Annotated in this window: 11 protein-coding genes and 1 pseudogene; 8 read left to right on the top strand and 4 right to left on the bottom strand. The window is 56.9% G+C overall.

Annotation, left to right across the window (positions count from 1 at the left end; all coding sequences use genetic code 11):
* The 8 genes and pseudogenes from ACK5JN_RS18400 to ACK5JN_RS18435 form a co-directional block, all read left to right on the top strand.
* A pseudogene (locus ACK5JN_RS18400) lies at positions 1-1,418 on the top strand (pyridoxal phosphate-dependent decarboxylase family protein); the annotation flags it as partial.
* A 195-nt stretch (positions 1,419-1,613) separates the two neighbouring features.
* A complete protein-coding gene (locus ACK5JN_RS18405) occupies positions 1,614-4,379 on the top strand; it encodes a sigma 54-interacting transcriptional regulator (protein ID WP_416871471.1) in 2,766 nt (921 codons plus the stop codon).
* A 100-nt stretch (positions 4,380-4,479) separates the two neighbouring features.
* The gene (locus ACK5JN_RS18410) at positions 4,480-4,902 is read left to right on the top strand and encodes a PTS sugar transporter subunit IIA (RefSeq protein ID WP_416871472.1); all 423 of its coding nucleotides are present in this window, start codon (positions 4,480-4,482) and stop codon (positions 4,900-4,902) included.
* 14 nt (positions 4,903-4,916) lie between these two features.
* Positions 4,917-5,387 carry a PTS sugar transporter subunit IIB gene (locus ACK5JN_RS18415; protein ID WP_416871473.1) on the top strand — a complete coding sequence of 157 codons (471 nt, stop codon included), beginning with the start codon at positions 4,917-4,919 and terminating at the stop codon, positions 5,385-5,387.
* Between the two features lie 16 nt (positions 5,388-5,403).
* Complete coding sequence (locus ACK5JN_RS18420) at positions 5,404-6,183, top strand: PTS mannose/fructose/sorbose/N-acetylgalactosamine transporter subunit IIC (RefSeq protein WP_416871474.1); 780 nt, start codon at positions 5,404-5,406, stop codon at positions 6,181-6,183.
* Complete coding sequence (locus ACK5JN_RS18425) at positions 6,161-7,012, top strand: PTS system mannose/fructose/sorbose family transporter subunit IID (RefSeq protein WP_416871475.1); 852 nt, start codon at positions 6,161-6,163, stop codon at positions 7,010-7,012. The genes ACK5JN_RS18420 and ACK5JN_RS18425 overlap by 23 nt, the downstream gene beginning before the upstream one ends.
* Before the next feature lie 12 nt (positions 7,013-7,024).
* Entirely contained in the window at positions 7,025-8,086 is a 1,062-nt protein-coding gene (locus ACK5JN_RS18430; RefSeq protein WP_416871476.1) for an SIS domain-containing protein, read from the top strand.
* Between the two features lie 17 nt (positions 8,087-8,103).
* Positions 8,104-9,114, top strand: coding sequence for an SIS domain-containing protein (locus tag ACK5JN_RS18435; RefSeq protein WP_416871477.1), 1,011 nt, complete (start codon positions 8,104-8,106; stop codon positions 9,112-9,114).
* Between the two features lie 42 nt (positions 9,115-9,156).
* Here ACK5JN_RS18435 and dauA read toward each other — a convergent pair whose 3' ends face one another.
* The 4 genes from dauA to lolB form a co-directional block, all read right to left on the bottom strand.
* Positions 9,157-10,818 carry a C4-dicarboxylic acid transporter DauA gene (dauA, locus tag ACK5JN_RS18440; RefSeq protein WP_416871501.1) on the bottom strand — a complete coding sequence of 554 codons (1,662 nt, stop codon included), beginning with the start codon at positions 10,816-10,818 and terminating at the stop codon, positions 9,157-9,159.
* A gap of 151 nt (positions 10,819-10,969) precedes the next feature.
* Positions 10,970-11,917 carry a ribose-phosphate diphosphokinase gene (gene prs, locus ACK5JN_RS18445; protein ID WP_416871478.1) on the bottom strand — a complete coding sequence of 316 codons (948 nt, stop codon included), beginning with the start codon at positions 11,915-11,917 and terminating at the stop codon, positions 10,970-10,972.
* A 204-nt stretch (positions 11,918-12,121) separates the two neighbouring features.
* Positions 12,122-12,973 (bottom strand): 4-(cytidine 5'-diphospho)-2-C-methyl-D-erythritol kinase, encoded by an 852-nt coding sequence (ispE, locus tag ACK5JN_RS18450; RefSeq protein ID WP_416871479.1) that lies wholly within the window; start codon positions 12,971-12,973, stop codon positions 12,122-12,124.
* On the bottom strand, positions 12,970-13,587 hold the full coding sequence (gene lolB, locus ACK5JN_RS18455) for a lipoprotein insertase outer membrane protein LolB (protein ID WP_416871480.1): 618 nt from the start codon (positions 13,585-13,587) through the stop codon (positions 12,970-12,972). The genes ispE and lolB overlap by 4 nt, the downstream gene beginning before the upstream one ends.
* Positions 13,588-13,603: the final 16 nt, after the last annotated feature.

Genomic DNA, 13,603 nt, shown 5'->3' on the forward strand with positions numbered 1-13,603 from the left:
CAGCTTATCAGGACTCTATCGAGCAGAGTACGCTAGCGGTCGTTTAATGGTTTAAGCAGCCTGAGATGGATCAGGTTAAAACCTTTGTGCAACTGCGTGAACGTATCAACCTGATTTTTTAGTCTCAGGGCCTGGGCAACCAGGCCGCTATTGAGAGTGCGGTTGAATACTTTCTCAAAGACAGCTTGTTGGTTCACCATGCGCAGTGCGTGGCGCATCTGCACTGCCCGAGCCTGGTGATTAGCCAGGCGGCGGAAGTGCTGATCAACGCCACTAATCAGAGCATGGACTCCTGGGACCAGAGCCCGTCGGCCACCATCATTGAGATCAAACTGATCGAATGGCTGCGCGAGCAGGTAGGCTACGGCGCGGGCGACGCGGGCGTGTTCACCAGCGGCGGCACTCAGAGCAACCTGATGGGCTTGATGCTGGCGCGTGACGCGTTCTTTGCGCGTCAGGGTCACTCCATTCAGCAGAATGGCCTGACCGGCGACCTGAGCAAAATCAAAGTGTTCTGCTCTGAAAGCGCGCACTTCTCCGTGCAGAAAAACATGGCGTTGATGGGGCTGGGCTACCGTTCCGTTACTCAGGTGAAGACCGATGCGTTCTCACGCATGGACCTGGCTGACCTGAAAGCCAAGCTGGCTCAGGCGCAAGCCAACGGCGAGCAGGTGATGGCGATTGTTGCCACGGCTGGCACCACCGATGCAGGCGCAATCGATCCGTTAGCGGACATCGCGGCGCTGGCGGCAGAACATCAGATCTGGATGCACGTGGATGCGGCATGGGGTGGGGCGTTACTGCTGTCTGAGAAGTATCGTCACTTCCTGAACGGCCTTGAGCTGGCGGATTCCGTTACCCTGGACTTCCATAAGCAGTTCTTCCAGACCATCAGCTGCGGCGCGTTCCTGCTGAAAGACGCACGCCACTATGAGCTGATGCGCTACCAGGCGGCGTACCTGAACTCTGATTTCGACGAAGAGCACGGCGTACCGAACCTGGTGTCGAAGTCGCTGCAGACCACGCGCCGTTTCGACGCGCTGAAGCTGTGGATGGGCCTCGAAGCGCTGGGCAAAAAGCAGTATGCCGAAATCATTGATAACGGCGTCACCCTGGCGCGTGATGTGGCTGAGTTTGTCAAAACCCAGCCGCATCTGGAGCTGGTGATGGAGCCGCAGCTGGCAAGCGTGCTGTTCCGCTTCCGCCCGGCAAGCGACGATATGGCGTTTGTTGCGCTGCTCAACCAGCGCATCGGCGACGTGCTGCTGGCTTCCGGTAGCGCCAACGTCGGCGTCACCGAAGCTGATGGCGTTACCTGCCTGAAGCTGACGCTGCTGAACCCGACCGTGTGCCTGGAGGATGTTAAAGTCCTGCTGGCGAGCGTGAAGGCGACGGCTGAGCAACTGCTGAAAGCCTGAATTTTCAGGCTTGCTCGCGAGCCCTGACGGGCCGACGAATCCGGAAGCGTTTGACGCTTCCGGATTTTTTTATCCTCGCGACCAGGCGTCCCGCGCTGGTTTTTGTGGTTCAGAGCACAAAAAATAAATTATGCGCCAACGCCGGGTCGATTTCCCGCATCATAAAAGCCTGTGATGGTGATGATGGGGGATGCGATGCGTAAAACGGAACTATTGGCTTTTCTACAAAATCAGACCGATTTCTTTGACCCCGATAACCTGAGCGACGTTTTTACCGCCAGCGACCTGGCTCAACGTTTTGCCATGCAGCGCAATACCGCCAGCCATTATCTCAACCAGCTGGTTGCTCAGGATGTCCTGGTGAAGATCAACACGCGCCCGGTTTACTTCCTGCATAAGAAGGCGTTCAGCCAGCAGTTCTTTCCCCTCTCCCGTAACGAGTACGCCAGCATGGCGGAACTGCTTGCTGAGAGCGATCGACAGCCGGAGCCGGTCGACCATTTTTCACTGCTGACCGGCCATGACGGTAGCCTGCGAAAGCCCATTGAACAGATGAAAACCGCGCTGTTTTATCCTGACGGCGGGCTGCCGCTGCTTATCACCGGCGACAGCGGCACCGGGAAAAGCTATATGGCGGAACTGATGCACGAATACGCTATCGCTCAGGGGTTGCTGGCCCCTGATGCTCCCTTTGTCAGCTTTAACTGCGCACAGTATGCCAACAACCCGGAACTGCTGGCTGCCAACCTGTTTGGCTATGTCAAAGGCGCTTTTACCGGCGCACAGGGTGATAAAGCGGGGGCCTTCGAGGCGGCGAACGGCGGGATGCTGTTTCTCGATGAAGTTCATCGTCTGAACGCGGAAGGGCAGGAAAAACTCTTTACCTGGCTGGATCGTAAAGAGATATACCGCGTTGGGGAGACCGCGCAGGGGCTGCCTGTCTCGCTGCGGCTGGTCTTTGCTACCACCGAAGACATTCACAGCACCTTCCTGACCACCTTCATTCGTCGTATCCCGATTCTCATCAGCCTGCCGGATTTACAGCATCGCAGCCGCCACGAGAAAGAGGCGCTGATGCAGCAATTTTTCTGGCAGGAAGCGCGCACGCTCAGCACACGCCTACAGCTGACGCCAAGATTGTTGCAGGGGCTGGCGCACTATGTTTACCGCGGCAATGTTGGCGAGATGAAGAATGTGATCAAATACGCGGTGGCTTCGGCCTGGGCCCGGCGGCCGGGCAGCGAAGTGCTTAACGTGACGCTGCACGATCTGCCGGAGAACATCGTGGCCGCCACGCCCGCGCTCAATGAGCCGCTCCCGCAGGAGGAGCCGCTGCTTGTTGAGCCCCAGACCAGCCTGCACTGGCTACAGCGCGCGCGCGACCCGGCGCAGAGCCTGATTTACGATACCCAGTGCCGAGTGCTGGCGCTGTACGAGGCGGTGCTGAGTCAAAAAAGCAGCTGGGAGGAGGCGCAAAAAAGCATGGGTGAAGAGATTGAAACGCTCTTTGACCGGCTGATTTTCGATAACCCGGACGCCCACAGTACCCACATGCTGCTGCTGGCCACGCAGCAGGTGCGGGAAGCGTTCTATCGGCTGGAAAAACGCTTCAATATTCAGTTTAACGGCAACTGTATTTATGCCCTGAGCCACTATCTTATCCATCGCTCCCGCCAGACGCTGTCCACTTTTAGCCGCGAGAAAAGCCGCCAGCTGGAGAATTTTCTCGCGCAGAAATTTCCGCTGCTGTACCGCTTCTGCGAGGCGATTCTCGCCGCGCTGGCGCTGAAGCTTGATATCGAACCGCGTCGCGTGGATCTGCTCTTGCTGGTGCTGTGGCTGCAAAAAAACGGTGCCGTCAGCCAGCAGCAGGTGACCCGGGCGATCGTCCTGGCCCACGGCTATGCGACCGCCAGCAGTATCGCCAACGTGGCGAATCGGCTGCTGAAAAGCCAACTGTTCGAGTCGTTTGATATGCCGCTCGATGTGACCCCGGAGGCGATCGCCAACCAGGTTCAGCACTACATTGAGAGCCATGCGCTGGGTTCCGGGCTGATTATTCTGGTCGATATGGGCTCGCTAAAGGCGATTCACAGCCACTTTAATCGCCGCCTGTCGACGCCGGTGGCCATCGTCAATAATGTCTCGACCAGCATGGCGATGTATGTGGGAGAACGCATACTGCAGGGGGATATGCTGGAAGATATTGTGCGGGAGATTGGCGGCGCGCTGGCCGTTGAGCATCAGCTGTATTACCCGCAAGCCGATAAACCGAAGGCCATTTTTACCACCTGCGCGACCGGTATGGGCGCGGCGGCTAACCTGTCGGCGCTATTAAGCGCCAGCATCCCGGCTGCGCTGGCGATTGAGATTGTGGCCTGCGATGTCGATACGCTGGCCTGCCCGGCACGTCGCGAGCCGCTGCTCAGCCGCTACGAGGTGCTGGCGGTGGTCGGCACTCTCGATCCTCATCTCGACGCGCTGCCGTGGATCTCGCTGGATTCGCTGATGTCCGGCGAGGGCAGCAGGCCGCTGATGCGCATTTTTGGCGAGCTGGCGACGGCTGAGCAGGTGAGCGAGATTAATAACCTGCTGCTCAAAAACTTCTCGCTGCGCCGGGTCATTGAGTCGGTAACGATCCTTGATACGGGGAAAGTGATAAACCAGGTAGAGCAGTTTTTACTGCGCTATGAGCACCTTGCCGGCTGCCAGGTGGCTAACGATCGCAAGGTGGCGCTGTATGTGCATATTAGCTGCTTGATTGAGCGGCTGATCCGTAATGCCTCGCCGACGCATGATGCCGGAAAACAGTGTCCGGAGAGCGAACTGGTTATTCTGCGAGAGGCCTTTAGTGTCATAGAAAGCGGATATAGTGTCAAAATCCCCCGCGTTGAGCTTTGTTACATTCACGATATCCTGACGCGCGAGACCGAATATATCCAGCAAGATCAAGAGTTTTAACACACTTCATCTTTTCATTCTGAGCCTGACCGGCGCGCCACTGTTTCTGGCATGCCGGTTGCAATAAGAGAAAGCAGTGGAATGCGCTTTCGAGGTAAGGATGAAACGACACTATATTTTTGCCAGCCATGGCACTTTCGCAAACGGCCTGTTGAACTCCGTGGAGCTGATTCTCGGTAAACAGCCGGATATTCACACCCTGTGCGCCTATGTAGAGGATGACGTTGACCTGACCCAACAGGTCGAATCACTGCTGGCGAGTTTTCCCGCCGACGATGAGCTGATTGTGATTACCGATATCTTCGCCGGCAGCGTGAATAATGAATTTGTCCGCTTTTTATCGCGCCCGCACTTTCATTTATTGTCCGGCCTGAATTTACCGCTAATTATCGACTTACTTATTTCCACGCAGGAAAGGGATACCGAGAAATTAATTTCTGAAGCATTAGCTAGCGCTAAAGAGAGCATTCAGTACTGCAATCATACCATTGCCAGTGCGACGACCATTGATAAAGACTTCTGAACACAGGAGGCATCATGATTAATTTTTTAAGGGTAGATCATCGTTTACTTCACGGTCAGGTAGCTTTTTCCTGGACGCAATATGTTGGTGCCGACTGTATTTTAATCGCTAACGACAATGTGCCCAACGATGAGCTGCGGAAAACCACGATCAAGCTCGCTAAACCGCCTTCGGTGAAGCTAGTGATTAAAAATATCGATGACTCAATCGAGTCGATAAAAAGCGGCGTCACGGACAAATACAAATTATTTATTGTCGTGGAATCGGTGACGGATGCCTGGCGCATCGTGAATGCCGTTGAGGGTATCAACAGTATTAATTTGGGTGGGATTAAAGCGAAAGAGGGCAGCCAGAATATCTCTAAGGCGATTAATTTATTGCCGGAAGAAATCGTGCAGCTGCAGCAGCTCATCGACAGCGGCGTTGAGGTCGAAATTCGCCAGGTCCCGAACGATCGCAAACAGCTTTTAGCGGAATGCCTTTAATTCCGGAGGACAGATTATGGTAGAGGCTCTGTTACTCGGTCTGGTGGCGTTTATCGCGCAATCAGAATACGCGATGGGAACATCGCTCATTTCGCGGCCCATCGTCACCGGCCTGCTGACCGGATTAGTGCTGGGGGATGTACAAACCGGCGTCATTATGGGGGCCACGCTGGAGCTGGCGTTTATTGGCTCTTTCTCGGTGGGCGCATCGATTCCGCCGGATGTGGTCACCGGCGGCATACTCGGCGTGGCGTTCGCGATTACCTCCGGTGCGGGCACGGAAACGGCGCTGCTGCTGGGCCTGCCGATTGCCACCCTGACCCTGATTTTGAAAAACGTCTACCTGGGGATGTTTATTCCCTGGCTTAGCCAGAAGGCCGATGGCTATGCCGAACAGGCGGATACGCGCGGTATTGAGCGTATGCACCTGATTGCCGGATTCGGGCTGTCGTTAATGCTGGCGACGGTGGTCACGGTATCGTTTCTGGTCGGCAGTAACGCGGTGAAATCGCTGCTGGATGCGATCCCGGAATTTATCAAACACGGCCTCAGCGTGGCGACCGGCATTATTCCGGCGCTTGGCTTCGCCATGCTCGCCAGACTGCTGATTAATAAGAAAGTCGCGCCGTACTTTTTCCTCGGCTTTGTGTTGATGGCCTATCTGAAAATCCCGGTCACCGGAATAGCCATTCTGGGCGCTATCGTGGCGGTGGTGATGGTCAACGTTACCGCGCTTCATTCACCCCGTACCACCACAGAACAAGGAGTCAGCGATGACGACGAAGATGATTTCTGAAGAATCCCTGCCGCCGCAGGTAGAGGACGAAACCCGCATAACGCCACGCGATCTGCGTCGAGTGTTCTGGCGCTCCTTTCAGATGGAGTTTTCATGGAACTATGAGCGGCAGATGAACCTCGCTTTTGTCTACGCGCTGATCCCGGTACTGAAAAAGCTCTATCCGCGGAAAGAGGAGCTGGCCGGGGCGCTGAAGCGGCATCTGGTGTTCTTCAATACCACGCCGCATATCGTCACCCTGCTGCTGGGTATTACCTCGGCGATGGAGGAGAAAAATAGCCAGCAGAACAATATGGACGCCAGCGCGATTGATAACGTCAAAGCGTCGCTGATGGGGCCGCTTGCCGGGCTGGGGGATTCTTTCTTCTGGGGCACGCTGCGGCTGATCGCCACCGGCATCGGCACCAGCCTGGCCCTGAAGGGCAATATTCTGGGGCCCATTCTGTTTCTGCTGGTGTTCAACGTGCCGCACATTCTGGTGCGCTGGCTGTTTACCCGCTGGGGATATGTGCTGGGTACCGGCGTACTCCAGCGGATCCAGAAAAGCGGAATGATGGAGAGCCTCACCTACGGCGCGTCGATTATCGGCCTGATGGTGGTGGGGGCGATGACGGCCTCAATGATTGATATCACCATCCCGATCGCTTTTGGCGCCGGCGAGGCGAAGACGCAGGTACAGGACATTATCAACGACATTATGCCCTGTCTGCTGCCGCTGGTGAGCTTCGGCATCGTCTACTGGCTGCTGGGGCGCAAGGTGAAACCGCTATCGATTATCGGCGGCATGGCGCTGGTCGGTATTGCGGGTTCGTGGATTGGATTGTTTTAACGGGAGAGGCATATGGTACCCACGATGATGACCTATATCGGCGAAGAGCCAGCCTGCCTGGCGCAGATCCTCCGCGACTACCGGCAGCATCTGGCGGCAATTGAAACGTTTGCCCGCCAGCATCCGGTACGCCGAATTCTGCTATTGGCAACCGGCTCCTCGCTTAACGCTGCGCTGTGCGCGCGCTATTTCTTTGAGCAGCGTTTCGGCGTGCTGGTGGAGATTAGGGAGCCGTATAACTTCACCCATTATGAAATGATTGACCCGCATACCGATCTGGTGGTGGCGATTTCACAGAGCGGGAAAAGCGCGTCAACGCTGGAGGCTATGCGCAAGGTGCAGGCGGCGAAACTGCCGGTATTTGCGCTAACCTCAGATCCGCAAAGCCCGATTGCGCAGGCGTGCGACGGGGTGCTGAATATCAATACCGGTATTGAACGCGTGGACTTCGTCACCCGCGGCTTTAGCGCCACGGTGCTGAATTTGCTGCTGATGGCGCTGCTGATTGCTCGCGGCCAGGGAAGGGCCAGCGAAGATGAAGAGCGGCATTACCTCGCGGAACTGCGGCGGCTGGCGGAGGCCATCCCGGCGGCGATAATCCGTACCTCGCGCTTTATCGAGCGGCACAGCGCGACGCTGCGCGACGGCGAGCGTTTTGTCGCTATCGGCTACGGGGCGCTGGTGGGCGTAGCCAAAGAGTGTGAAACCAAATTTACTGAGACGGTGCGCGTTCCCTCCAGCGGTTTCGAGCTTGAGGCCTATATGCACGGGCCTTATCTGGAGGCGAATGCCCGTCACATCATGCTGTTTATTGAAGACCAGCCGGATGAACGCAGCCGGGCGCTGCGCGACTACATGACGCCGTCTATCGCGAAGGCCTTCACGCTGACGCTCAGCGACGAGGAGGACGCGCATACGCTGGCGCTGAACTGCCCGTGTGAACACCATCTGGCGCCGCTGCTGCTGGTTGTCCCAATCCAGATGCTGGCCTGGCATATCGCCGGACTAAAAGGCATCGATCTGGGCAAACGTATTTTCAACGATTTCGATCGCGTATTAAAAAGTAAAATCTGATTATTCAGGAGATAACTATGTTGGGTTTTAATCAGGACGAGTACCTGACCAGTGCTCGCGAGATCATCGCTGCGCGTAAACAGGCTGAAGCCGTTGCCGACGATATTTATCAGAGTGGCTGTAGCGCCTTATTTTTTGCTTCAGTTGGCGGCTCCTTAGCGCCGATGATGGCGATTAATGAATTTGCGAAAGAATTAACCGATGTGCCGGTTTATCTTGAGCAGGCGGCGGAATTAATTCATCACGGACATAAAAAGTTAACCAAAGAGGCGGTGGTCGTGACGTTATCCAAGTCCGGCGACACCAAAGAGTCAGTCGCTATTGCCGAATGGTGCAAGGCTCAGGGCATTCGCGTCGTGGCCATTACCCGTCATGCCGATTCGCCGCTGGCAACGGCGGCAAGCTGGCATATTCCGATGTGCCACAAGAACGGCGTGGAATATGAATATATGCTGCTGTACTGGTTATTTTTCCGCGTTATTCACCGCCACGGAGAATTTGTCGATTATGCGAATTTTGCCCGCCAGCTGGAATTATTGCCGGAAAACCTGCTTCAGGCGAAGCGCCAGTTCGATCCGCTGGCGGATAAAATAGCTGCCCGGTATCATGACCGTGATTATATGATGTGGATTGGCGGCGCGGAGATGTGGGGGGAAGTCTATCTGTTCTCGATGTGTATTCTTGAGGAGATGCAGTGGAAACGGACCAAATCGGTAAGCTCGGCGGAGTTTTTCCACGGTACGCTGGAGCTGCTGGAGAAAGACGTTCCGCTATTTCTGGTTAAGGGGGAGGGGAAATGCCGGGCGCTGGACGAACGCGTTGAACGCTTTGCGCAGAAAATCACCGACCATCTGGTGGTCATTGACCCACGCGACTATCCGCTAAACGGCATTGATGATGCCTTCCGTTGGATAATGGCGCCGTGCGTCGCGTCAACGCTGCTGGTGGACAGACTGGCGGCCCACTTTGAACATCATACCGGGCATGACCTGAACATTCGCCGTTACTACCGGCAGTTCGATTACTAATGTGTCTGCGGCGACCAGCGCGCTGGCCGCCGCAAAAGTGGCTCAGCGCGGTGTGACGTCCGCCAGCGCCGCGTCTTTATTCGGGAAGAACGCCAGGCGGCCAGGGATCGGCTGTACGCCAGCGCGCGCCATGGTGCGCAGCGGCTGGAACTCGAGGTTAGAGACCCGCAGTTCGCAGCCTTCAGGCAGCTTTTTCACGAAGCGCTGGAAGGCATCCAGACCACCGGCATCCAGTACCGGCACCGCGTCCCATTTCAACACCACAATTCGCTTACCCGCAATCCGCGACTCCAGGTCGGTAAATAGCCCTTCGGCGGCGGCAAAGAACAGCGGGCCAATCACGCGCAGCACCAGCACATCGTCCGGTACGGTGACGTTAACCGCCGACAGGCGCGTCATGCGCGCGATGCGGCGCATAAACAGCAGCGAGGCCAGCACGATACCGACGCTAATAGCAATCACCATATCAAACAGCACGGTCAGCGACATACAGATCAGCATCACGATAATGTCGTCTTTGGGCGCTTTACGCAGCAGATAGATGACTTTGTGCGCCTCGCTCATGTTCCACGCCACCATCAGCAGCAGGGCGGCCATCGCCGACAGCGGCAGCCAGGAGAGCACCGGCGCGAGGATCAGCAGCGCCAGAATCACCAGAATCGCGTGGATCACCGCGGAGACCGGCGAGGTAGCGCCCGCGCGCACGTTGGCGGCAGAGCGGGCAATCGCGGCGGTGGCGGTAATGCCGCCGAAGAACGGCGCAACGATATTGCCGAGACCCTGACCAATCAGCTCGCTGTTGGCTTTATGCTTGGTGCCGGTCATGCCGTCGAGCACCACCGCGCACAGCAGCGATTCAATCGCCCCCAGCATCGCCATGGAGAAGGCGGCGGGCAGCAGGGCGTGCAGCGATTCCCAGCTCAGGGTGAAGCTGGAGCCGGGAAGATCCCACGGCAGTACGAACTGCGGCAGCAGCTGCGGGATGCCGTTGCCCTGGGTGCCGTCGGCCAGAATATAGTGGAACTGGGAACCGATGGTGGCCACATTGCCGCCCAGCAGGTTGACGAGCAGCATCACGATGCAGCCAGCGATCAGCGCGGGCAGGTGGCCCGGCAGGCGCAGACCGAGGCGCGGCCAGAGGATCAGCGTGCCGAGCGTGACGATGCCAATGGCCGCATCGCCAACGTTAATGGTCGGCAGCGCCATCACCAGCGCGCCCACCTTCTGTAAATAGTGTTCCGGGACGTGCGCCATCTGCAGACCGAGGAAGTCTTTAATCTGCATGGTCCCGATGGTAATACCAATCCCCGAGGTGAAGCCGAGGGTCACCGACAGCGGAATGTATTCAATCAGGCGGCCAAAGCGGGCCAGGCCAAAAAGGATTAAAAACAGACCGGAAAGCAGGGTGGCGACCAGCAACCCGGCCAGGCCAAACTGCTGTGATACCGGATAGAGGATCACCACAAAGGCCGCGGTTGGCCCGGAAACGCTAAAGCGCGAGCCGCCGGTCAGGGCGATCACGATCCCGGCGACGGCGGAGGTGTACAGGCCGTATTGCGGTGCGACGCCGCTGCCAATCGCCAGCGCCATTGCCAGCGGAATGGCGATAATACCGACGGTGATCCCGGCGATAAGGTCGCGCATAAAGCGGGCCGAGGTGTACTTCTCCTTCCAGCAGGCGTCGATCAGCGCGCGGAAAGGCATCACTTGGGGAGAGAGGAACTTATTCACAATACTGTTTCATCCATGAGCGCATCATCAGTCACGCAAATGACAGGTGAAGTTGGCATATATCATACAAATAAACACTATAGACAAAAAAACCCGCCGCAGCGGGTTTTTTAACCAAATCCGATTAGTGTTCGAACATGGCGGAGATGGATTCTTCGTTGCTGATACGACGAATCGCTTCGGCCAGCATCCCGGACAGGGTCAGGGTACGAACGTTCGGCAGCGCTTTGATCTCATCGCTTAACGGGATGGTATCGCAGACAACTACTTCGTCGATGACGGAGTTACGCAGGTTATTGACTGCGTTGCCGGAGAAGATCGGGTGGGTTGCGTAGGCGAATACGCGTTTTGCACCGCGTTCTTTCAGCGCTTCTGCTGCTTTGCACAGCGTGCCGCCGGTGTCGATCATGTCATCCACCAGTACGCAGTCACGACCGGCAACGTCACCGATAATGTGCATAACCTGGGAAACGTTCGCGCGCGGGCGACGTTTGTCGATGATAGCCATGTCGGTATCGTTCAGCAGTTTAGCGATAGCGCGAGCGCGAACCACGCCGCCGATGTCCGGAGAAACCACGATCGGGTTGTCCAGGTTCAGCTGCAGCATATCTTCAAGCAGGATTGGGCTACCGAATACGTTATCCACCGGAACCTCGAAGAAGCCCTGGATCTGTTCAGCGTGCAGGTCTACGGTCAGTACGCGGTCAACGCCAACGCTGGACAGGAAGTCAGCGACAACTTTAGCGGTGATAGGTACACGAGCAGAGCGAACGCGACGGTCCTGGCGAGCATAACCGAAGTAAGGGATAACGGCGGTGATACGGCCTGCGGAAGCACGGCGCAGGGCATCAACCATAACGACTAATTCCATCAGGTTGTCGTTAGTAGGGGCACAAGTGGACTGGATGATGAAAATATCACCACCGCGTACGTTTTCGTTAATTTGTACGCTGACTTCGCCGTCGCTAAAGCGACCTACAGCGGCGTCGCCGAGAGAAGTGTACAGGCGGTTGGCAATACGTTGTGCTAGTTCCGGGGTGGCGTTACCAGCAAAAAGCTTCATATCAGGCACGAGAAGAACCTCAGGCATGCGTCCAGTGGTGGATGAAACGGGCCAAAAACTGTGCGGGCCAGGCCGATTTCATCCAGGCGGTGTATTAAAGAGCGCGATGCAACGTCTGGAACAGGGTGACGTTGTCACCGGAGCTCAGTTTGCCCGGCAGGTTACTCATCACCATTCTTCTTTCGTCAGCAGAACTGACGGAAACCGAATGATTCAGAGCAGGGCTTGCTTCAATGGAGAGAGGTTAACACCTTTCGCCACAAAGCCTTGCAACCATTCCGGGGCTTGCTCAAGCACCTGGCGGGCAGCGAGTTCCGTGTCGAATTCAGCAAAGACACAGGCTCCTGTTCCAGTCAGGCGCGACGGCGCGTATTCTAACAGCCAGGAAAGCACATCATCAACCTCGCGAAAACGTTTTCTTGAGATAACCTCGCAATCATTGCCGAATTCACATTTTAATAACGTTTCTATTGACCTGACCGGGGTATTTCGCGGCAGTTCCGGATCGCGAAAAATGATCGGCGTCGGAATACTGACGCCCGGGTGGGCGACCAGATACCATTTTTCCGCAACCTCGACCGGCGTGAGTACTTCTCCCACGCCTTCGGCGAACGCCGCATGGCCGCGAACAAACACCGGCACGTCGGCGCCCAGCGTCAGGCCGAGCGTCGCAAGCTCGTCTTCCGACAGCCCGCACTGCCACAGATGGTTAAGCGCCACCAGCACGGTCGCCGCATTAGAAGAACCCCCGCCGAGCCCGCCGCCCATCGGCAGGCGTTTCTCAATGCTAATATCAGCGCCGCTCCCGGCGGGCAGGCGCTGTGACGCGGCTGCGGCTTTCATCAACAGCCGCGCGGCGCGGATGATCAGGTTCTCTTCATCCGGTACGCCCTCGACCGGCGTAAGCAGCCGCAGCTGCCCGTCGCTGCGCGGTTTAATCGTCAGCGTGTCGCCGTAGTCGAGGAACTGGAACAGCGTTTGCAGCGTGTGATAGCCGTCAGGACGCTGCCCGGTGATGTACAAAAACAGGTTCAGCTTAGCGGGAGAGGGCCAGGTCGACGTCATTTGGCGATCCAGTTATCCATCTTCAGCTTGATGCGCTGGGAACCTTCGGTCAGCTCCATATTGGACGGCAGCGCCGGCTGGGTTTTGCTGTCGTAGCCGCTGTACACTACTTTCCAGGTCTTACCGTTCTGAGTGTAGTGCAGCTCGCTCAGGTGATACTGGTCGTCCAGCGTATAGTCGGTGGCGTCACCCGGCAGGCCGAGGATCCACTGGCGCAGGCTATTTAGCGGAATCGGCATACCGGTCAATTTGCCAATCATCTCTTCGCCGTCGGTGGCGGTATAGCGCTGGCCTTTGTTATCGGTCAGCTGCGCGACGCCCGGCTTGCCAATCAGCTCCATCTCGGTGCTGCCTAGCGGGTTAGTCAGTAATAGGCGGTAGTTGTCCTGGCCGGTTTGCTGCCAGAAGAAGCGGGCATAGACTTTTTGCTGGTCCGACAGATAGGCAAACGCGCCGCGCGTCTGGTACTGGCTCAGCTGGCGCACTTCCTGCTGGTGCTGTTGCCACTGCGGTGAGGTCGGGCTTTTGCCGGGGCCTTTCGGGGCATTAACGGTACAGGCGGTAAGAACCAGAGCTGCTAAAGGCAGCAGGCGAATCAGGCGAGGCAGGGCCATGATGACAATCCTTGAT

The sequence above is a fragment of the Kluyvera sp. genome (genome assembly GCF_047971185.1).
Lineage (GTDB): Bacteria > Pseudomonadota > Gammaproteobacteria > Enterobacterales > Enterobacteriaceae > Kluyvera.